General features: G+C 66.5%; 15 protein-coding genes and 1 tRNA gene. 6 read left to right on the top strand and 10 right to left on the bottom strand.

What is annotated here, in order from left to right; translation table 11 throughout:
- Nucleotides 1-89 precede the first annotated feature (89 nt).
- Complete coding sequence (locus FHS28_RS18245) at nt 90-605, top strand: VanZ family protein (protein WP_246410344.1); 516 nt, start codon at nt 90-92, stop codon at nt 603-605.
- Between the two features lie 33 nt (nt 606-638).
- Here FHS28_RS18245 and FHS28_RS18250 read toward each other — a convergent pair whose 3' ends face one another.
- Nucleotides 639-1,475 (bottom strand): helix-turn-helix transcriptional regulator, encoded by an 837-nt coding sequence (locus FHS28_RS18250; RefSeq protein ID WP_088454275.1) that lies wholly within the window; start codon nt 1,473-1,475, stop codon nt 639-641.
- Nucleotides 1,476-1,728: 253 nt separating this feature from the next.
- Between FHS28_RS18250 and egtB the strand changes: the two genes are divergently transcribed.
- Nucleotides 1,729-3,027, top strand: a complete 1,299-nt coding sequence (egtB, locus tag FHS28_RS18255) for an ergothioneine biosynthesis protein EgtB (RefSeq protein ID WP_088454274.1) — start codon at nt 1,729-1,731, stop codon at nt 3,025-3,027.
- Nucleotides 3,024-3,938 (top strand): L-histidine N(alpha)-methyltransferase, encoded by a 915-nt coding sequence (egtD, locus tag FHS28_RS18260; protein WP_088454273.1) that lies wholly within the window; start codon nt 3,024-3,026, stop codon nt 3,936-3,938. The genes egtB and egtD overlap by 4 nt, the downstream gene beginning before the upstream one ends.
- Here the strand turns inward: egtD and FHS28_RS18265 are convergent, their stop codons facing one another.
- The 4 genes from FHS28_RS18265 to FHS28_RS18280 form a co-directional block, all read right to left on the bottom strand.
- The gene (locus FHS28_RS18265) at nt 3,939-4,700 is read right to left on the bottom strand and encodes an N-acyl amino acid synthase FeeM domain-containing protein (protein ID WP_088454272.1); all 762 of its coding nucleotides are present in this window, start codon (nt 4,698-4,700) and stop codon (nt 3,939-3,941) included.
- Nucleotides 4,701-5,139: 439 nt separating this feature from the next.
- Nucleotides 5,140-6,519 carry a lyase family protein gene (locus FHS28_RS18270; protein ID WP_088454271.1) on the bottom strand — a complete coding sequence of 460 codons (1,380 nt, stop codon included), beginning with the start codon at nt 6,517-6,519 and terminating at the stop codon, nt 5,140-5,142.
- 218 nt (nt 6,520-6,737) lie between these two features.
- A complete protein-coding gene (locus FHS28_RS18275) occupies nt 6,738-7,478 on the bottom strand; it encodes a SapC family protein (RefSeq protein ID WP_088454270.1) in 741 nt (246 codons plus the stop codon).
- Nucleotides 7,475-8,776: a hemolysin family protein gene (locus tag FHS28_RS18280; protein WP_088454269.1), complete on the bottom strand. Its 1,302-nt coding sequence runs from the start codon at nt 8,774-8,776 to the stop codon at nt 7,475-7,477. The genes FHS28_RS18275 and FHS28_RS18280 overlap by 4 nt, the downstream gene beginning before the upstream one ends.
- A gap of 99 nt (nt 8,777-8,875) precedes the next feature.
- Here FHS28_RS18280 and FHS28_RS18285 point away from each other — a divergent pair, with 99 nt between their 5' ends.
- Together FHS28_RS18285 and FHS28_RS18290 are read left to right on the top strand one after the other, a co-directional pair.
- Nucleotides 8,876-9,706, top strand: a complete 831-nt coding sequence (locus tag FHS28_RS18285) for a symmetrical bis(5'-nucleosyl)-tetraphosphatase (protein ID WP_088454268.1) — start codon at nt 8,876-8,878, stop codon at nt 9,704-9,706.
- A gap of 48 nt (nt 9,707-9,754) precedes the next feature.
- Nucleotides 9,755-9,844: transfer RNA gene (locus tag FHS28_RS18290), tRNA-Ser, on the top strand.
- An 89-nt stretch (nt 9,845-9,933) separates the two neighbouring features.
- Here the strand turns inward: FHS28_RS18290 and FHS28_RS18295 are convergent.
- Nucleotides 9,934-10,410 (bottom strand): hypothetical protein, encoded by a 477-nt coding sequence (locus tag FHS28_RS18295; protein WP_184295167.1) that lies wholly within the window; start codon nt 10,408-10,410, stop codon nt 9,934-9,936.
- A gap of 240 nt (nt 10,411-10,650) precedes the next feature.
- Between FHS28_RS18295 and FHS28_RS18300 the strand changes: the two genes are divergently transcribed.
- A complete protein-coding gene (locus FHS28_RS18300) occupies nt 10,651-11,253 on the top strand; it encodes a 2-hydroxychromene-2-carboxylate isomerase (protein ID WP_088454266.1) in 603 nt (200 codons plus the stop codon).
- 31 nt (nt 11,254-11,284) lie between these two features.
- On the opposite strand, the gene FHS28_RS18305 is transcribed toward FHS28_RS18300, so the two are convergent.
- The 4 genes from FHS28_RS18305 to hrpA form a co-directional block, all read right to left on the bottom strand.
- On the bottom strand, nt 11,285-11,530 hold the full coding sequence (locus tag FHS28_RS18305; RefSeq protein ID WP_088454265.1) for a YXWGXW repeat-containing protein: 246 nt from the start codon (nt 11,528-11,530) through the stop codon (nt 11,285-11,287).
- A 219-nt stretch (nt 11,531-11,749) separates the two neighbouring features.
- Complete coding sequence (locus tag FHS28_RS18310) at nt 11,750-14,149, bottom strand: serine/threonine protein kinase (RefSeq protein ID WP_088454264.1); 2,400 nt, start codon at nt 14,147-14,149, stop codon at nt 11,750-11,752.
- A complete protein-coding gene (locus FHS28_RS18315) occupies nt 14,146-15,963 on the bottom strand; it encodes a serine/threonine protein kinase (protein WP_184295170.1) in 1,818 nt (605 codons plus the stop codon). The genes FHS28_RS18310 and FHS28_RS18315 overlap by 4 nt, the downstream gene beginning before the upstream one ends.
- Before the next feature lie 109 nt (nt 15,964-16,072).
- Nucleotides 16,073-20,446, bottom strand: coding sequence for an ATP-dependent RNA helicase HrpA (gene hrpA / locus FHS28_RS18320; protein ID WP_375140777.1), 4,374 nt, complete (start codon nt 20,444-20,446; stop codon nt 16,073-16,075).
- Between the last annotated feature and the right edge of the window lie 28 nt (nt 20,447-20,474).

A 20,474-nucleotide genomic window follows, 5' to 3' on the forward strand; every position in this document is an offset into this window, starting at 1 on the left:
GTCGTTCCGCCGTGGCACACTGCGCTCCGCTCACGCCATCGCCTGCGGAAGGGGGTGGCGACAGCGCCCGTGTAGTACAGGAGACGTGATTGCGCCCGGAGACCCCGACCCCTTCCTCGATGCCGTCGACAGCCCCCACGGCGCCGACTCACCGCACGGCCGCGACCGGTGTGTCCGCCCGGATGGCGGATGTGGTGCAGGGCGCCGGCTGGCGCCGGGCCTGGCGCGTGCTGACGGTCGTCACGCTGGTGGCTGTCAGCTGGCTGGCCTTCACACCGAACCCGCCGCCGGCAGCCGACCTGGGGTGGGACAAGGCCAATCACTTCACCGCTTTTGGCACGCTCGCATTTCTGGGTATGCAGTGCCTGCGTCCACGGGGCAGCCGCGCCCTCTGGGTGTTGGCCGCGGCGCTCGCCTTCGGTGTGCTGATTGAGCTGGTGCAGTCCCAGATTCCCGGCCGTGATGCGGACGCGCAGGATGTGGTGGCGGACATGATCGGCGCCTTCGTGGGACTGGCTGTTCACGCGCTGGCCTTGTGGGGCGTCAGCCGGATCTTCGGATTTCGATCAGGCGAGGCCAACGCGGCGGACACGGCGGCGCGCTGAGACGCGCCTTGTGGGGACGCGCCGGACGCTCTCTCAGCCCTCACCCGCCCAGCCTTCACTGAGATCCCGCCGCGCCATTGCAATCGCCACAGCCTGTGCCCGATTGCTCGCGCCCAGCTTGCGCAGGATCTTGCGCACGTGGTTCTTGACGGTGAACATGCTGATGCCCAGCTGCACCGCGATGCCTTCATTGCTCAACCCCGCCCGCAGCCCCTCCACAATCTGCTGCTCCCGAGGCGTCACCAGCGCCGCCACCCGGGCCGTCACCGCCTGACCCCGGTGAGCGCCGCGTGAGCGCCGCCACGCCGCCTGCAGTGCTGGCGTCAGCAGCTCCAGCTGCTGCACCTGCTCCAGCGACCAACCCTCGCCTGCCAGCAGAAACAGCCCGTCCGGCCGCTCGCCTTCCGCCCCCACCCCGTGCACCAGCACGCTGCGCAGCCCCGCCTCCAGCAAGGGCGAAAACAGTGCCGACTCGTCGGTGCCCACCATCATTGGTCGTCGCCCGGGCGCCCAGCGGCGCATCAGATGCAGCCACAGGCCGTGCTCCGGGGACTCCAGTTGCCCTTGCAACGTCTGCGGCACCGGTTTGAGGTTGAACATCTGCGCGGCCAGTCGCCCCCCAGGTGGCACCGCGCTCAAACACACGAGCACCTGATGCGGCACCAGCGGCTGCAGCCGGCTCTGGCTCCAGACAAAGAACTGGGCCGGCGTGGTGGGCTGGCGCGCGCTCCACAAGGCGTCCATCAGCCGCTCCACCTGCAGCCGGTCCTGCAGCCACTCAGGCGTCATCGCATCCGCACGATCCAGTGCGGTGCGGTCCCGGGCCGTGCGGTCGTAAGGGCTTTCCGGAGGCAAGGAAATCAGCGACATGGGTCCATGCGTGAGCCGTGACCGCCGCAGACTGCCTGGGCCGCATGACGCGCCGATGAAGCCCGGGAATGCGCGTTCCCGTGTCCCAGACAGCTGGGGCGCCGCCGCGGGAACTGCGCTTGCCCATGCTGACACCGAATGGCAGTTTGCGCTGTCCACTGGCCTGAAGAGGGTGGCGCCCGGCAGGCGGATTGCGGCCAAATCGGATACCGTAGAGAAGCGGCTCGCCCCCACGGGCCGCAGGAGTTGATTGATGTCGGATGTCCCTCGCCCGCTGCCGCAGCGGCATGACCTGGCGCGTCGTTTCGACGCGGTGCGGGCTCACACCCTGGCCCTGGTGGAAACCTTGTCGCCGGAAGATCAGGCCGCCCAGTCCATGCCCGATGCCAGCCCGGCCAAATGGCATCAGGCCCACACCACCTGGTTCTTTGAAGCGCTGTTGCTGCGTCCGCATCTCGCGGGCTATCAGCCGCTGGACGAGAGTTACCACTACCTCTTCAACTCCTACTACGAAGGTTTGGGGCCGCGTCATCCACGGCCGCAGCGCGGGCTGCTGACGCGTCCGTCGCTGGCGCAGGTGCGGCAGTACCGTCTGCATGTTGAGCAGCACATGCATCAGCTCATCGAGCAATGCAGCGAGGCGCTGTGGCCCGAGCTGGCCAGCACGCTGGAACTGGGCCTGCAGCATGAGCAGCAGCACCAGGAACTGATCCTGACGGATGCGCTGCATCTGCTGTCCTGCCATCCGTGGCGGCCGGCTCTGCTGATGCATCCGCCGATGGCTCGTGCCGAGACGACGATGACCTGGTGCCCGCATCCCGGCGGGCTGGTGGAAATCGGCCACGCGGGGGACGGCTTCGCATTCGATAACGAGGGACCGCGCCACCGGGTGTGGCTGGAGCCCTTCGAGATCGGGAACCGCCTGGTGAGTTGCGGCGACTATCTGGGCTTCATCGAAGCGGGCGGTTATCAGGATCCGCAATGGTGGCTGTCTGAAGGCTGGGCCACCGTGCAGGCGCAGCAGTGGCAGGCGCCCGCCTACTGGGTGGACACCAGCGGGGAAGCCGAGGCCGACACGGTTGATACGGCACCGCGCGGCCGCTGGTCCGTCTTCGGCCTGCAGGGCCTGCAGCCGCTGGATCCCGCCGCCCCGGTGACCCAGCTGAGTTTCTATGAGGCGGCCGCCTACGCGGAATGGGCTGGCGCACGGCTTCCCTCCGAAGCCGAGTGGGAGGCCGCCATCGGCCTGCCCGGCATGGAGCAGCTCTGGGACCAGGCCTGGCAGTGGACCCGCTCCGCTTACCACCCCTACCCCGGCTTCCGGCCGCTGTCGGGCGTGGCTTCCGAATACAACGGCAAATTCATGGTGGGCCAGCTGGTGCTACGCGGTGGCAGCGTGGCCACCCCGCCGGGCCACACCCGACCCACCTACCGCAACTTCTTTCCCCCGGGTGCACGCTGGCAGTTCAGCGGGCTGCGCCTGGCCCGCGATGCCAGCCAGCGCGGGCAGGCACCCCGTCCCCGCCCTCTCAGCCCGGAGACCTCCGCATGAGCAGTTTTGCCGACGACCTGCACGCCGCCCTGGCGGGCCCTGACCATTCCATTTCGCCGAAGTATTTCTACGACGCCAAAGGCTCAGCACTCTTTGAGCAGATCTGCGAGCTGCCGGAGTACTACCCCACCCGCACCGAAGTGGGCCTGCTCAAGCGCCATGTGGCGGAGATTGCGGCGTTGATGGGGCCGCAGGCCCAACTGATCGAATACGGCGCAGGCGCGCTGATGAAAGTGCGTCTGCTGCTGGCCCACCTGAATCAGTGTCACAGCTTTGTGCCGGTGGACATCTCCGGCCCCCACCTCCTGGAGGCCTGCAAAGGCCTGCAGCAGGACTTCCCGTCGCTGACCATCACCCCGGTCGTGGCGGACTTCACCCGGGACCATCAGCTTCCTCCGGCGCCTCAAGGCGGTCAGCGCATTGGATTCTTTCCAGGGTCGAGCATCGGCAATTTCACGCCGGAAGAAGCGCTGGAATTCCTGCGCATGCTGCGCAAGGAGCTGGATGGGGGCGCCTTGTTGATCGGCGCGGACCTGATCAAGGATCCGGCGGTGCTGCATGCCGCCTACAACGACGCCGACGGCATCACCGCCCGGTTCAACCTGAACCTGCTGCATCACGCACAGCGCGAACTGGGATTGGAGTTTGATCCGCGGGGCTTTGATCACTACGCGTTCTATGAGCCGCGTCAGCACCGCATCGAGATGCACCTGCTGCCGCGTGGCGTCCAGGAGCTGCAGCTGCAAGGCCGCCGTTATCGGTTGTCGCCAGGCGAGAGCCTGCACACCGAGAATTCACACAAATACAGCGTGGAGGGGTTCCAGGCTGTGGCCCGCGAGGCCGGGTTTGAACCGCTGCACTGCTGGACCGATGACAAAGCGTGGTTCAGCCTGCACTGGCTGAAGGCCTGATCAGTCGTTCAGACCGTAGCCGTAGACGTCTGCCAGGCTGCGCAGCATCTGCGGCTCTTCCTTCTTGTTGAAGAAGAACGGGAACAGCGAGCGGCAGCGGCCCGACTCGTTCAACGTGCCGCCCACGCGCTTGAGCTGCTGCATGCTGTCCTGCACCCGCATGCTCATCAGCACCGCGGGCGCACCCACGCCGCGGTGCAGACGCTGATCGCCGTGCACCTTGAAGTCCAGCATACGCTGGTAGAAGGCCCGGTGACGCGGATTCACTTCAATCACCAGATGGTTGGCATTCCAGTGATGGAAAGCATGCAGGTAGGCGAAGTGGAACAGGCTGGCCAGCACCAGCTTGGACGGTGCGTCCGGCTCGGCAGCGAGACGGGTGAATTCGCACAGCTGCATGCCCTGACGGCGCATGCGGCCCAGTTCGTCGGAGAAGCTCTGGTCCGCACCAAGGACGCCCGCATCGCGGCGGATGCCGACCGTCGAAACCAGGCGACCTTCCAGATAGGCACCAAAGGTCACGTCCGCCGGGCGGGTCAGCTTGTACCCGCGGGAGGCGTAACGGCGTTCCATCAGATCCAGGCCTTCCTGCTCATCCAGCAGCGCGCGGATTTCCAGACGCCCAAACTCCGTATCCCGGAAATGCAGATGGACGGAGTCCGTGCGAAGGAACGCGATTTGCCGAGAGAACGGCTGGAAGGCCTGCAAGGGGCTTGCAGGGGCATCCAGCTCGATGCTCAAACCAGGCGCTTCATCGCTCATTCCCAACTCCAGACTCATCGGTTATGGAGCCAAAGTCTAGGCGCCACCCTCAGTAATAGATCCGGCCGCTACGATAGTTAACAATTGCGACGACTGGCTTACGGACCTGTCGCTACTGGAGGGGGCGGGTCAATCCCCCATTGACGCCCACCCCCGCGAATGAGGGAACGGAGTTACAGAGCAGCCACCCACGCTCAAACCCGCGCCACGCCTCGCTTTGGGGCATTCGTGCCTGCAACCCCTCCCGTGAAAACCCTGCCGTAGAAATCACCGCCGAACGACGTTCGGACGGCGAAATCCAAGAACAAAGTTGTCCCTGTTTGTAGGATAAAACCCACTGCTTTACAGGGTCATTCGCCGGGATAAGAACGAAAACCGCCGTTCCACGCCGGATTGTTCAAGGTGCGGTCAGATTTAGCGCTTGCGCCAGCAAGAGTCGTTACACGAACGGCTGGCCGGCGAGAAGCTCCAGACGCTGGCCGGCTTGGCGCAATGTAAATTCGACACGGCTATCGGCCCAGGCCGCGATGGCGGGGATGTCAAACACATCTGAGAGTTCGCGCACAGACATCGAGCCCTCCGGCAGTTCGCCGTTGTCCATTGCCTGACGCACCATCTGCATCAGCGATCCCTGCCCCTGGCGTACCCGGCGGATCAGTTCCTGGATGATGGCGTCGGTGCGCTGTCGGCCCAGGCGCGGGGTGAGCAGCAGTTCCAGGCGCTCACTGCCCACCAGGCCCAACTGCGCGTCCACATTGGCGCGCATCTTCGCGGTGCGGATATCGGGCGTCGACATGGCGCGCCGCAGCGCGATCAGGGCGCCATGGGTCGCGCCCATCAGGCTGCTCCATTCAGCCAGCTCGGCTGGCCACTGACCCAGCCCCCGTTCGTGCGCCTGGGACATGCAACCCAGCAGCGCCGCAATCCGGTGAGGCGCACGCTGCGTGGCGGCAAGCGCCTGCTGCGCCGCAATGGGATTGTGTTTATGCGGCAATGCGATGCAGCTGCCGCGGCCGTCCTTCGGCTCTTCCACGATCTCGTCCACTTCCGGCTGGGCCAGCAGGGCGAGGTCCTGCGCCAGCTTGCCCATGCTGCCGCACAGCACGCCAAGTTCGGTGGCCAGACGGATCCAGCGGTCCCGCTGGGTGTGCCAGCACATCTCGGCGACCGGCAGACCCAGGTCTTCGGACAGCAGACGGCTCACCGGATCGGCATCCGCGCCCAGGCTCTCCAGCGTGCCCACGGGGCCGCCGAGTTGCAGACGCAGCGCTTCCCGCGCATGGCTGCGGATCATCTCGGCGCTGCGCACCAGCGGCATCAGCCAGTTCATGACCTTGTAGCGCAGGCTGATCACCTGCGCCGGCTGCATCAAGGTGCGCCCCAGCATCGGCACCGCGCCGTGGCGGCGAGCCAGGTCCAGCAGCTGGCCGCACAAGCCTTGCAGGTCGTCGTCCAGGATGCGCAGCGCCTCGCGGGTGCACAGCACCATGGCGGTGTCCACAATGTCCTGCGCGCAGGCATTGCGATGCACATAGACGGAAGCTGCCGGATCGAACAGCGCCACGGTTTCGCGCAGCCGTTGCACGGTAGGCATGGCCAAGCTGCCGGCGGCAGGCGCGGCGGCGAGCAGGGAGGGCACGTCGTAAAGCTCGGCGCGGCACAGGCTGCTGATGGCCTGAGCGGCCGATGCCGGCATCAGCCCCGCCTTGCTTTGCGCGCGCACCAGCGCCGCTTCGACGTCCATCATGGACTGCACCACTGCCGCCGGTGAAAACACCGCCTCCATGGCCGGCGTGGAGAGAAAAACCTCAAACAACATTTCCAATGACCTCTTGCGGGCCTCTGGATGCTATAGAGGTTGATTTGGCGAACACCTCATGTAAACCCCGGCTCCCCCAGGAATCGGGTGAGGGTCGCACGACGTTTGGGGGGGGATGGCGGGCCTTGCGCAACCGCCATCGAAGGTGAATCGTTTTACCCGGCCCTTGCGGCCGTGCGGACGATGACTGCGCGGCACGCGCCGCGCAGTCCGTCGCTTCAGTTTTGCGCTTGGTACTGCGTCGCCAGACGCGACATGTGACCCAGCGACAGGCGATGCATGGTGATCAGCTCCAGCAGGCCATTGCGATGCAGTTCCACCACTTTGGCGTCCGGCAGTTCCGCCAGCGCCTTTTCGTTGATGGTCATGAAGCCGTCCACATCCAGCTTTTCGCCGTTGGGCAGGGTGGCTTCGAAGCGCATGTCCTGCAGCAGGTTCAGGTCTTGCAGGATCTCGCAGGCCTGACGGGTGCGGTCGGCTTCGCGCTCGAACTCTTCGCAGAAATTCTTGGCGTTCAGCAGCAGCTCGCTGGCTTCGCCCTTGTCGTCGAACAGCGGCGCGCCAGTGGCTTCGCCCAGGCCGTCCCAGGCGGTGTCGATGCACAGCACCATGTTGTCGCCGTCATCCATGCGGGCCATGGCGAAGGGGTAGCGACGCACATAGGCCGGCAGATAGCGCGCGGTCCAGAGGTCATCCTTGATGAACAGGTTGCTGCCCTGCTTCAGGCCGAAGACCGCCAGCGGTGCGATCGCCTGACGCTGGCCTTCGACCACCGCGCCCACGCGCACGAACACCACGGGGAATTCCTTGCAGGCATCGGCGAATTCGGCCACGGCCAGGAACAGCGAGTTCAGGCCCTTGATCCGCTCCAGGGCCGACTTGTCGGTGCTCAGCTTCAGCTTGGCATGCTGCGTGCGGTCCAGCGGGACCAGATTGCCATACATCGGGGGGTTGCTCATTCACTCACTCCATCTTCGGCCAGTCTTGACACCAGCACCTTGTCCACACGTTTGCCGTCGAGGTCGACCACCTCAAACCTCCACGCGTTCCACTCCACCACATCGGCCGTGCGCGGCAACCGACCCAGCAGCAGCATCACCATGCCGGCCAGGGTGTTGTAACGCCCACGGTCCTCCTCGGGCAGTTCCTTGAGGTCCAGGCGGTCCTTCAGTTCGGTGACGGGAATCAGGCCGTCCATCAGCCAGCTGCCGTCCTCGCGCTGCACCGCCCAGGCGTCTTCACCATCGGACGAATTGAATTCGCCGGCAATGGCTTCGAGCACGTCGCGCAGGGCGACCACCCCCTGCACTTCACCATATTCATCCACCACAAAGGCCAGTGGTGTCTCCGTGCCCCGCATGTGGGCCAACAGTTCCATGCCAGAGAGCGTTTCGGGAACGAACACCGGGGCGTCCAGGCCCACGGCGAGGTCCATCGAATCTCCGGCCAGCTGGCGGGCCAGCAGGTTCTGCGCACTCACCACGCCCAGCACATCATGCAGGCCGCCGCGGCAGACCGGATACCGGCTGAAGCCATGGGCGCGCAGGATGGGCAGGATCTGCTCGGGGCGATCGGTCACATCCAGCCAGGCGATTTCGGCGCGGGGAATCATCATCGAGCCGATCTGGCGCTCATCCAGACGGAACACGTTGCGCACCATCTGGTGCTCGTGTTCCTCGATGACGCCGGCGTCGCGGCCTTCGTCGAGACTGGCGTTGATTTCCTCTTCCGTCACCAGGCGGTTGGCACGCCCGGACAGGCCCAGCAGCTTCAGCGTGAATTCGGTGCAGAAGCTCAGCAGCTTGACGAACGGACGGGCCACCAGGGAGATGATCTCCATCGGCGGTGCCACAAGGCGGGCGACGTTCTCCGGGAACATCTGGCCCAGGCGCTTGGGCACCAGTTCGCCAAAGATGATGGTGAGGAAGGTCAGCACCACCACCACCAGCGCGGTGGCGGTGATGTCGGAGACCTTGTCGCTCAGGGGAAAGTGGGCCCGAAGCACTTCGGCCAGGGGGCCGGAGAAGGCGGCTTCACCCACGATGCCGTTCAGCACCCCGATGGAGGTGATGCCGATCTGCACGGTGGAGAGGAATTTGGTGGGATTTTCATGCAGGTCCATGGCGGCCTGAGCGCCGGACTCGCCGCTTTCCACCATCACCTGCAGACGCGCCTTGCGGGCGGCCGTCAGGGCCATCTCCGACATGGCGAACAAACCGTTGATAAAAATCAGGAAGAGAACTAGGGCAGTATCCATTGATAGCGCGGACTCGGTACAAACCCTGAGTCGCGCCCAAAACACAAGGCCCGCAAGGGTAGCAGACCCGCATGACGGCTGACACCGCAAAATCCCGCTATGCATTACCTCATTGGTGACCTTCAGGGCTGCTGCGACGCGCTGGCCCGTCTGCTGGAGAAGATCGACTTCTCCCCCTCCCGCGACCGGATCTATTTGCTGGGCGACCTGGTGAACCGGGGCCCGGACTCACTGACGACGCTGCGGCGTCTGCAATCGCTGGGGGACTCGGCGCATTGCCTGCTGGGCAACCACGATCTCCACCTGCTGGCCATGGCGGCAGGCGTGCGTGCGCCGCACAAGGGCGACACCCTCGACCCGATTCTTCAGGCGCCGGACCGCGAAGCCCTGCTGGCCTGGATGCGTCAGCAGCGTTTGGCCATTCATGCGCAGGGCTGGTTGATGGTGCATGCGGGCGTGGTGCCGCAATGGGATGCGGCGCAGACGGTGGCGCTGGCCGAAGAGGTGCATGCGCTGCTGCGCGGGCCGGAGCTGGCGGAGTTCCTGCCGCAGATGTACGGGAACGAACCAGACCGCTGGAGCGACGAACTGACGGGCGTTGAGCGGCTGCGCTTCATTATCAATGTGCTGACGCGCATCCGCTTCTGCAATGCCAAGGGCAAGCTGGACTTCAAGACCAAGGAAGGTCTTGGAACGGCCCCTGAGGGTTACATGCCGTGGTTTGAGGTGCCGGGCCGGCGCACCGCCGGCCAGCCGATGGCGTTTGGGCACTGGTCCACGCTGGGGCTGGTGCAGCGGGCGGACCTGCTGGCGCTCGATACCGGCTGCGTGTGGGGCGGCGAGTTGACCGCCGCACGCGTGGCGGACGGTCAGACGCAGGAGATCATCCAGGTGGCCTGCGCGCAGGCGAAGAAGCCGGGGGCAGATTGATGGAAGCAGCCGCGCTTGGCCCTACAATGCGCGGCTGCACCACACGCTGGAGACGTGGCCGAGTGGTTTAAGGCAGCGGTCTTGAAAACCGCCGAGGGCTTATCCCCTCCGTGAGTTCGAATCTCACCGTCTCCGCCAGTCCCTTGGGGACCGCAAGAATTGCCGGCCGATGGATGTGACGCAAGTCGGTGCGCCAGTTGTTGAAGGTATCGGCCACCTTCAGCCCCTTACCCTCGCAGCACGTCCTTTTTGAGCAGATCCAGCGTCGCAAGCGCTCTGATCATGCTGAGCTCGTCCAGACAGAACTCACCGGTACCGTCCAGCCACAAGACCCACTCGGCCACGGCCTCCAGCTCCGGCAGGCTCAACAGCGGCCAGCGCGCGAGGAAGTGCGAATCCCACAGCGCCCGATCCGGCGTGCGGTCCAGTTGAGACACCACCGACACAGCCGCTATCGCATTCGGAATGCCTTCGTTGAACGTCGCCAACATGACGCCCGGCAGAAAGTAGGCGAACGCCTGCGGCGCCATCAGCGTGATGGCATCGGAATGCTTCTCCAGCGTGTCCACCGTGAGCCGGCGCCAGTCCGAAGCGGCGACCGAATCAATCCCCGCGATCTCGTCTTCAGACAACTCTTTCGACTGAATGAGTGAAGCGGGTCTGGCTCGATGGCCAAAAGCCTCTTCAATCTTTTGAGCAAGCATGTGCCGAAGTCTTTCTTTCTCGTTCGAGGGATCACGCGCTGCATAAAGGTCGTCTCATCCGACTCACCTCGCACGCCGGTCTGACCGCTCCCGCGCTCATCGGGCGTTCCCGCTCCGCGTTTTCGATTGTGCCTGCACCCTCCCATCCAGGGCATCAGCCGCGGCCCACCTCCTCCTACAATCCGCGCCGCCTGCCGCCTTCTCCCGAAGACCGCAGCCCCTCTCACCCCAGGAGCCCGCATGGCCGCCCCGATCGACTTCTACTTCGACTTCGCCTCGCCCTACGGCTACATCGCGTCCCAGACCATTGATGAGCTGGCCACCCGCCACGGGCGTTCGGTGAACTGGCATGCCATCGTACTGGACGCCAATTTCCAGTCGCTGGAACGCATCCGCATTCCCAGCAGCGTCATGCGCAGTGATTACATCCGTCGCGATGTCGAGCGGCTGGCCGCCTTCTCCGGCGTCGACTACAAGACGCCATCGTCGCTCGGCCTGCACACCGAGACCGCCGCGCGCCTGTTTCACTGGTTCAACGACCGTGATCCGGCGCAAGGCCGCTGCTTCGCCCATGCCGTCTACCGCGCCTATTTCGTGGAAGACCGCAACATCGCCCAGCTGGAAACGCTGCAGGACCTTTGTGCCGCCCAGAACATGGACGCGACCCAGTTGCAGCAACTGGCCAATGACAGCGCCACACGCGCCCGCCTGAAGGCCGAGATCGACCTGGCCGAAGCTCGGGGCGTGTTTGGCTCGCCCTTCTTCATCGTGGAAGGCGAGCGCTTCTGGGGCAATGACCGCCTGCCGCAGCTCGAGCGGTGGCTGGCGCAAGGTCCTTACTGAAGGAACGAGGCGGCTTCACCGCCTCACCGACTTAGCGGCGCGGCGGCCCCCAGTGGCCGTCCACCCAGGTGCGGCGCCCTTCGCGCCATTCCCAGCAGCCGTCCACCCAGACATAGCCCACCACAGGGGGGCCGGCGACGGCAGGCCGATAGCCATCGCTGTAGCCGTAGCCACCGCCGCCGTGATAGTGCCGAGGCGGCACCACGATGCAGCCACTCAGGGCCGAAGCCAGCAGCGGCGCGGCGATGGCACCCATGATCAGACGTACAACTCGCATGTCTCAACTCCAAGGCTGTTGCCTTGCAGCTTCCAACGCGCGCCGACGTACGGCCGATGACGACGCGGGCCGACCATTACCTGACCGACAAGCAGTAACCAGACGTTGCAAACCCGGTGTCCACTCCGGTGTCACACCCGGCGTCGCCTTGGGCATTGCAACGGTGATCGCACCTCACCTCACCTCCCCGGGGGCTGCACGTGCCGCCCAGCGCTCACCTCAACTCACCTGCTTGAACGCCATCACCGCCTGATTGCGCAAGGTACGCAGCAGCGCCAGCTGCTTTTCATCCAGCACGACCGAGCCGGCCTCTGCCTTGTCCGCATAGATCATTGCGAACGGCGCACCGCGCAGCGCCATCGGCAGGATCAGGAAGCTGTGCGCCTTGGCCCCGCTCAAAAACCACGCCGGCAGCCGTTCGGCGATGCGGGGCTGCGAGGCGTCGGCAATCAGTGTGTCCGCGCCCTTGATGCAGATGGCGCTGAACAGATCCGGCTGCAGCCCCGGCATCACCCGCAGCGGCACCCGGAACAGCGGCACCACCGACTCCACGCCATCGCCCAGGCCAAAGCGCCCGGTCAGCGTTTCCGTCTTCGGATCCCGCAGGCAGAAGATCACGCGCCGAAAGCCAAGGCCGCGATACATCGTCTCCAGAATCATCCGCAGGATTTCGTTGAGCTTGAAGCTCTCCACCATCGCATTGGTGATGTCCTGAATGCCTGCCGCCAGCACGGCGGAAGCCTCCTCGGGTGGTATCACGCCGGTGCGCACCGGCCCCTGCACGATCGTGGCCTGCAGTTGATGCGGCGAGAGCGTGTCTTCCAGCGACGGCGTCAGCGGCGCCAGCAGGCGCTGGGCCGGTGAACTCTTGGGCAGCTGGATGTCCATGGCCTGCGCCAATTGCGACAACCGCTGCCGCGCCTGATCCGCCGCCTGTTCGATGGCCTTGGCTTCCACGCCTAGCGCCCGCGCATACCGCTGCGCCATCGCCCGCACCTTGGCATAGGCTTCGGACGGCTCGCTGTTCAGAATCACGTCCGCCACATCATTGCTGGCGCGGGCCAGCCAGCGCATGCGGTCGGGGGAATGCTCGATCAGCCGCATCGGCGCGTCGCCATCGGGCCGCACCATCGTCCGCTGCAGGCTGTCCGGGAAACCCCACTGTCGCGCCACCCCGAGACCGAGCGATTCATAACTCAGCCCCAACACCTGGGCCGACGCAGCCGCTTCGTTGATCGGCGGAGCCGCCTGTTCCCCCATGCCACGCTCCGGACGCACCAGGCGCCGCACCTGCTGCGCTTCTTCGGGCAGGTAGAACTCCGACAGCAGCCGCCCCAGGCCCTGGAACATGGTGGTGAGGAAGGACTCTTCGTTTTCCCTCGGCACGAGGCACAGCTCGCGCGCCAGAGAACCCGCCATCAACGAGCGGAGAAACTCTTCCTTCAGCCGCTGCGCATGCTGCTTGTTCTCCATTCGCTCCAGCAGCACCAGCGACAAGGCCAGGTTGCGGATGCCGCCAAATCCCACCAGCGCCACCGCGCGGGACACGGTGCTGATGTGCCCGCCGCCCGCGTGGCTGAACTGCACCGTATTGACCAGGCGCAGCAGCTTGTTGGTCAGCGCCACGTCCTTGAGGATTTCATTGGAGAGCGTCGTGAGGCTTTCGTTCTCCGACTGCGTCATGCGCTGGATGCGCGCCACCGAATCCGCCATCGCGGGGAAGTCGCTGCGATGTCGCATGCGGCGCAGCAGGAATTCGAGCGTGGCATTGCCGCCATCCGTCGAAGCGGCCGCTTCCGCCGCCGGATGCAGCCAGGCGGCCAGCGCATCATGAAACGCCTTGGCGCTCGGCCAGCGCTGGCTTGTCTCTCGCGCCAGTCCGCGCAGCAGCACGGCGCGCAGCGCATCGTCGGTGTCCGGGCCGAGGTCGGCGGGCGGCTCCAGTTGCTGCTCGGCCACGCGGCGCACGGCGCGCCAGGGGTCGGGGTCGTAATTCAGCCGCTGACCGGCCAGCATCTCCGTCAGCATCACCGCCGCAGCAAACACGTCCATCGCGGGTGACGCCGCCTCTCCGCGCGCCGCTTCGGGCGACAGATAACCGGGCGTGCCGACGATGCGGTTGCTCTGTGACGACGGCGCTGCGCCGCTCAGACGGGCGGCAATGCCGAAGTCCATCACGCGGGGCCGGCCCTGCGGATCCAGCATCACATTGGAGGGCTTCAGGTCGCGATGCACCACGCCCGCGGCATGGGCCGCATGGAGTCCGTCCAGCACCCCCAGCATCAGCCCCACGGCATCGCGCGCCGGCAGACGGCCGCGCTGGCGCATGTGCTCCGCCAGCGTCCCGCCCGCCACATATTCAAAGGCCATGTAGGCCTGCCCGCCCTCCATGTCGGCCTCGAAGACCGGCACGATGTTCGGATGGGTCAATCGGCTGACCGCGCGCGCCTCATGCAGCCATGCATCGACACTGGCCCGGTCCACCGCCTGGGTGAGCACCTTCAGTGCGACCTCGCGGTCCAGACGGGGATCATGCGCCAGCCAGACCTGCGACTGGGCGCCACGCCCGAGACTGCGCAGCGGCTTGAAGCGCCCGACAGCGGGCGGCACAGGGGTCATGGTGGGTCCTTGCGGGTCCCCGTGGCCTGCTGCTCTGCGCGTTCGCGCAGGCGGGACCGGGGCACGGCAGCTGCAGCAGCACCGACACTGGGGTCGTTCACGCCGCTGTTGGTCTCCCCTTGCGACTGCGCCGCCCCGAGGGCGTCGTAGATCTCGCGCAGGCCCAGGTTCAGGGCACGCGAATAACGTCTTGTGGCCAGCTCGATGCCGGTCTGCCGCTTGCGCTCCGGCAGCAGCAGGGCATCGATCAGCTCATTGGCCAGGCTGCAGGTCAGGCGCAGGATGTCCAGGTCGCCGTCGGGATGCCGCACCGGCGCGTCCGGCGGCTGGCGCCGCATCATGTGCTGCAACTCGTCCCCCAGTCCCCAGTAGCGCGCCACGGCCAGACCCAGGCTCTCCAGATCGCAGCCCAGCACGGCGTAGGCCGCGCTCTGCTCGGTGAGACCGCGGGGATTGGGATGCTCTTCGGTGGGCTCCGGCGGCACCATGAGCTGGCGGATCTGCTGGGCATCGTCCGGGAAGTGGTACTGCACCAGCAGACGGCCCAGGTTCTGCATCAGGTTGATCAGATAGACCACCTCGCCGTCGTACCCGGCGGGCCGCAGCGCCTGCGCCACCTGGCCGGCCCGCTGCACCCGGCGCATCAGGCTCTGCATGAAGGTGGCCTGTCCTTCATTCATCGGGCCCGGCCACGGCTTGAGCGCACGGGCGGCGTCTTCCAGCCCGTTCAAGCCCATCATCGCAATGGCCCGCTGCATGTTCAGCACGGTGCCGCCGCTGCTGGCATGCCCCTGCTGGCGCAGCGCATTGTTGACCCGGCGCAGCAGCTCCAGCGTCAGGGCCATGTCCTTCAGCGCCAGCGCTGCCAGCTCACTGGCATGTTGGGAGGCCATCGCCGACGACATTGCGGTGGATACGAGGCGGGTGCTGGTGCTGGGAAGATGGCCGAAGCGCTGCATCTTGTCCTTCAGCAGGGCGATCGGGCCGCCGTCATCCTGCTCGGCCGACAGGCGCCAGCCATCCAGCGCCCGCCAGAAGCTGCGGGCCAGGTGATACCGCTGGCGCGCCTGCCGGTCAGTGGCCCGGTTGACGATGGCGCGCAGCGGGTCAGGAATCGGATAGGGCGTCTCCCAGCCCATGCGCACCAGCTCCTGCCCTTGCGGCTGCATCCGCTGCATGACGCTGCGCAGATCCTGCTCGTCCAGCACCGGGCGCCCGGACAGCAGGCGGTGCAGCACCAGGCCGATGGAGACGACGTCTTCCTCGGCCGCTTCACGCACGGCGCGGCGGGTGGCATTGAAGTCGGCATCTGCCGGCAGGGTTTCCTGGGCGACTTCCAGGCCGATCACCCGCACATGGTCGGCGGGGTCGATCAGCAGGTGGGCCAGCTGGATGTCCCGGTGGGCGTGGCCGGCTTCGTGGGCGAAGGCCAGGCCTTCCAGCGCCTGGGCGACCCATTTGGCGGCGTCCAGCGGCAGCGGTGCGCCGCGGGCGATGCGCTCTTCCAGCGTCTCGCCCAGGGCGCGGTCATAGGTGACGTAGGGCCAGGGATCGACCCGGCCGGTTTCCACCACATGGCCCAGGTTCGGGTGGTGAATGCGCGAGCCGGCGTCCATGGCCTTGAGCCACTGCAGCATGGCCACCTCGCCGGACGGTTTCTCCCGCGGGACCATGAGCAGCATCTCCTGGCCATGGTGCGTGTCAAACACCAGCCACAGCATGCTCCGCTGGCTCTTGTGCAGCAGTGCGCGCAGCTCAAAACGGCCAAAGCGCCGCAGGGGAGCGGCGGAGGGGGAGGAAGTTGTCTCAGACACGCGTGAGTGGTGACCCCCAGCCTGATCCAGGGGCCACTGTCCTTATATGGTTGGGATTGGACAGAAAACCCGACGTCCTTGCCACGTAGAAGTAACGTGGATTTTCCTCTCAGTTTTGTAACTGTGCCCACACCTTTTCCAGGCGTTTGACGCTCACCGGCTGCGGCGTGCGCAACTCCTGTGCAAAAAGGCTCACCCGCAGCTCTTCCAGTTGCCAGCGGAAATCGTCCAGCCGGGCGTCCGGCGCGCCTTTGCGTTCGGCCAGCCGACGCTGCCAGCGCTGCTCCAGCGGCTTGAGCTCGGTCAGCAGCTTGGCATCCCGGGCGGCATCCGCCCGGAATTTGTCCAGCCGCAGGGTGATGGCCTTGAGATAGCGCGGATAGTGCTGCAACTGGGCCCAGGGCGTCTGCAGCACAAAGCGATTGGGCATCAGGCGCTGGAACTGCGCCTGGATGTCTTCCACCACGTCCTTGGGCGCCGACCGGGTGTCCTTGAGCTTGCGAAGCGCCGCCTGATATTCCAGCAGCACGCTGTAGGCCAGCCGCGCCACTTCCTGGGCGATCAGGTTCAGGCGGGCCCGCCCTTCTTCCAGCCGGGTCTTGAAGCTGAATTCGTCCACCGGCAGCGGGTCGGCCAGGAAGGCGCGATCCAGTGCGACGTCAATGATCTGGTCGCGCAGCTCCTCGCTGGTGCCCAGGCTCATGTAGGCCACGGCCATGGACTGCAGGTCAGGGATGTTTTTTTCCAGATACTTCAGCGGCTCCTTGAGCTGCAGGGCGATCAGGCGGCGCAGGCCAGCGCGGTGCTTGGCGGCGGCCACGTCCGGTTCGTCGAAGACTTCGATCTCGACGTGGGTGGTGCGGTCGATCAGCGCCGGGAAGCCGATCAGCGTCTGCGGGCCGCGTTTGATCTCCATCAGCTCCGGCAGCTCGCCGAAGGTCCAGCTGGTGTAGGTCTTGGTGGCGTCGGCGGCGGACTTCGGTGGCGCGGCCACGGTGGCGCGAATGCCGCCATTGCCGGTGCTGGCGCCGGTGGTGCCGCCGCCGCTGCGAGGTCCGGCAGAGGCCTCGGAGCCGCCCGCGCGGCCCTGGGCGTTGCGATCTCCCGCAGCGCCGTTGCGCCCGGCACGCTCGCCCTGGCCTCCGTCGCCAGAGCGGCCGACGCCCTCGGCGCCGGGCCCACGCCCCCGGTCGCCACGATCCTGGCCACCACGGGCATCACCCGCAGCGCCAGATCCGGCGGATCCGTCAGTGCCCTCGCCCGCTGCGCTGCCTTGCAGCTTCAGCGCCGCCAGGGCCTGGAAGGCGGACCGCGCCTGTCCGCCCAGCTCGGCCTTCAGCGCAGCCAGGTTGCGCCCCTGCCCCAGCTGCCGACCATGCTCATCCACCACGCGGATGTTCATGAACAGATGCACCGGCACCTGCTCCAGCTTGAAGTCGTTGCGCTGAATGGCCAGTTGCGTCCGTTCCTTGACCGCCTTGAGCAGGACCTCGAGCAGGCTGCCCTGGCCGAACGGCGTCAGCTCGACGAATTCACGGACGTAATCCGGCAGCGGCGTCAATCGCGCCCGCGGTTTCTGGTGAAGGCTCTTGAGCAGCGCCAGGACCTTGGCTTCCAGCATGCCGGGCACCAGCCATTCCACCCGGTCGTCATTGACCTGATTGAGCGCATAGATGGGCACGGTGACGGTGACGCCGTCCCGCGCATCACCGGGCTGATGCAGGTAGGTGGCGCTGCAGTCCACACCGCCCAGGCGCACCGAGCGCGGGAAGGCATCGGTGGTGACGCCGGCGGCCTCGTGCCGCATCAGCTCCTCGCGGCTCAGGTGGAGCAGCCGCGGGTTGCCCTTGCTGGCCTCGCGCCACCATTTCTCCAGCGTCGCGCCGGAGCAGACCTCGGCCGGCAGATGCTGGTCGTAATAGGCGTAGATCAGCTCATCGTCCACCAGCACGTCCTGCCGGCGGGACTTGTGCTCCAGCTCCTCCACCTTCGCAATCTGCTTCTGGTTGTGGGCCAGGAAGGGCAGTCGGGTCTCCCACTCGCCATTGACCAGCGCTTCACGGATGAAGATCTCTCGGGCCGCCACCGGATCCACCCGCCCGAAGTTCACGCGACGGTTGTTATAGATGACGATGCCATAGAGCGTTGCCCGCTCCAGCGCGATGACCTCGGCGGCCTTTTTCTCCCAATGCGGCTCCAGCAGCTGCGTCTTGATCAGATGGCCGGCGATGCCGGGCAGCCACTGGGGTTCGATTGCGGCGATGCCCCGGCCGAACAGCCGGGTGGTGTCCACCAGTTCGGCCGCGACGATCCAGCGGCCCGGCTTCTTGCTCAGATGCGCACCCGGATGCCGCCAGAACTTGATGCCGCGGGCCCCGAGGTACCAGTCGTCATCGTCCGCCTTGAGGCCGATGTTGCCCAGCAGCCCGGCCAGCATCGACAGGTGGACCTGCTCATAGGTGGCCGCCGCGCCGTTCAGGCGCCAGCCCATTTCCGCCACCACCGTGTGCAGCTGGGAGTGGATGTCCCGCCATTCGCGCACCCGGCGCGGACTGACGAAGTTGTCGCGCAGCAGTTGCTCGTGGCGGCGGTTGCTCAGCTTGTGGGTGCGTGGTGCCCGGCCGCTGGTCGAGAGGCCGCCCGCGCCCTCGTCCGGCGCGCTCCCGCGAGACTCGCCCAGCCACTTCCAGAGCTTGAGGTAGCCCATGAACTCCGAGCGCTCGTCGTCGAATTTCTTGTGCTTTTCGTCCGCCTGCTGTTGCTGGTCCATCGGCCGGTCGCGCACATCCTGGCCGGACAGCGCGCTGGCGATGATCAGCACCTCGGTCAGCGCGTCGCGCTGGCGGGCTTCCAGGATCATGCGGCCCACCCGCGGGTCCAGCGGCAATCGGGAGAGCTCCTCGCCGATGGGGGTCAGCTCATTGCGCTCATCGACCGCACCGAGTTCCGCCAGCAGCTGGTAGCCATCGGCCACCGCCTTGCGCGGCGGTGGTTCGATGAAGGGGAACTCCTCCACCTGGCCCAGCCGCAGCGCCTTCATCCGCAGGATCACGCCGGCCAGTGAGCTGCGCAGGATTTCGGGGTCGGTGAAGCGGGGACGGGAGAGGAAGTCCTTCTCGTCATACAGCCGCACGCAGATGCCGTTGCTCACCCGTCCGCATCGTCCGGCCCGCTGGTTGGCCGCGGCCTGGCTGATCGACTCGATCTGCAGCTGCTCCACCTTGTTGCGGTAGCTGTAGCGCTTCACCCGTGCCAGGCCCGGGTCCACCACATAGCGGATGCCGGGGACGGTCAGCGAGGTTTCAGCCACGTTGGTGGCCAGCACGATGCGCGGCTGTCCATGCGGCTGGAAGACGCGGTCCTGTTCCTGCTGCGACAGACGGGCAAACAGCGGCAGCACCTCCACGCCAGGCGGGTGATGCTTGCGCAGGGCTTCGGCCGCTTCGCGGATCTCACGCTCACCGGGCAGGAACACCAGCACGTCGCCGGAGCCTTCGCGCCAGAGTTCGTCCACGGCGTCGCAGATCGCGTCGCTCAGGTCGTGATCCCTGGACTCCTCGAAGGGGCGATACCGCTGCTCCACCGGGAACAGGCGCCCGGACACCAGGATGATCGGCGCCGGCCCTTTGGCCGAGGCGAAATGCTGGGCAAAGCGGTCGGCGTCGATGGTGGCCGAGGTGACGATGACCTTCAGGTCGGGTCGCCGCGGCAGGATCTCGCGCAGATAACCCAGCAGGAAGTCGATGTTCAGGCTGCGTTCGTGGGCCTCGTCGATGATCAGCGTGTCGTAGGCCTTGAGCAGCGGATCGGTCTGGGTCTCGGCCAGCAGGATGCCGTCGGTCATCAGCTTGACGGAGGCGCCGGGGGAGAGCCGGTCCTGGAAGCGGACCTTGTAGCCGACCACGTCGCCCAGTGGCGACTTCAGTTCTTCCGCGATGCGCTTGGCCACGCTGGACGCGGCGATCCGTCGCGGCTGGGTGTGGCCGATCAGTCCGCCGCCATTGCCGCGGCCGCGGCCCATGGCCAGGGCGATCTTGGGCAGCTGGGTGGTCTTGCCGGAGCCGGTTTCGCCGCAGACGATCACCACCTGGTGCTGTGCCAGCGCCGCCATGATTTCCTCGCGACGGCCGGAAACGGGCAGCGATTCGGGGAATTCGATCGGCGGGATGGGAGTTGCGGGCGCCTGCGCCCGCGGAGCGTCGCCGCGACGGGGCGCATCACGGCGACCGCGTCCGCCGTCGGGGCGCGGCGGCTTCGGCGCCCGCGGGCCGGCGGCTGGGTCGCGGTCCTGCGGGCGGCTGGACGCCAGGTCACGCTCACGCGGCCGGTCGGACGCTGCGTGCCGCTCACGCGGCCGGTCGGACGCTGAGTCACGATCACGCGGCCGCCCTGCGGACGCGGATCTGTCCACGGCGGCGTCGGCCGGAGCGGCGGAGGGATCGGAAGCGGCGGGGTCGTTCGGCAAGGCCTGGGAGGCGGGCACGGAGGATGAATTGTTTTGACTCACGGGG

Source organism: Roseateles terrae (assembly GCF_014192155.1).
In the GTDB taxonomy this organism is placed as follows: Bacteria; Pseudomonadota; Gammaproteobacteria; order Burkholderiales; family Burkholderiaceae_C; genus Roseateles; species Roseateles terrae.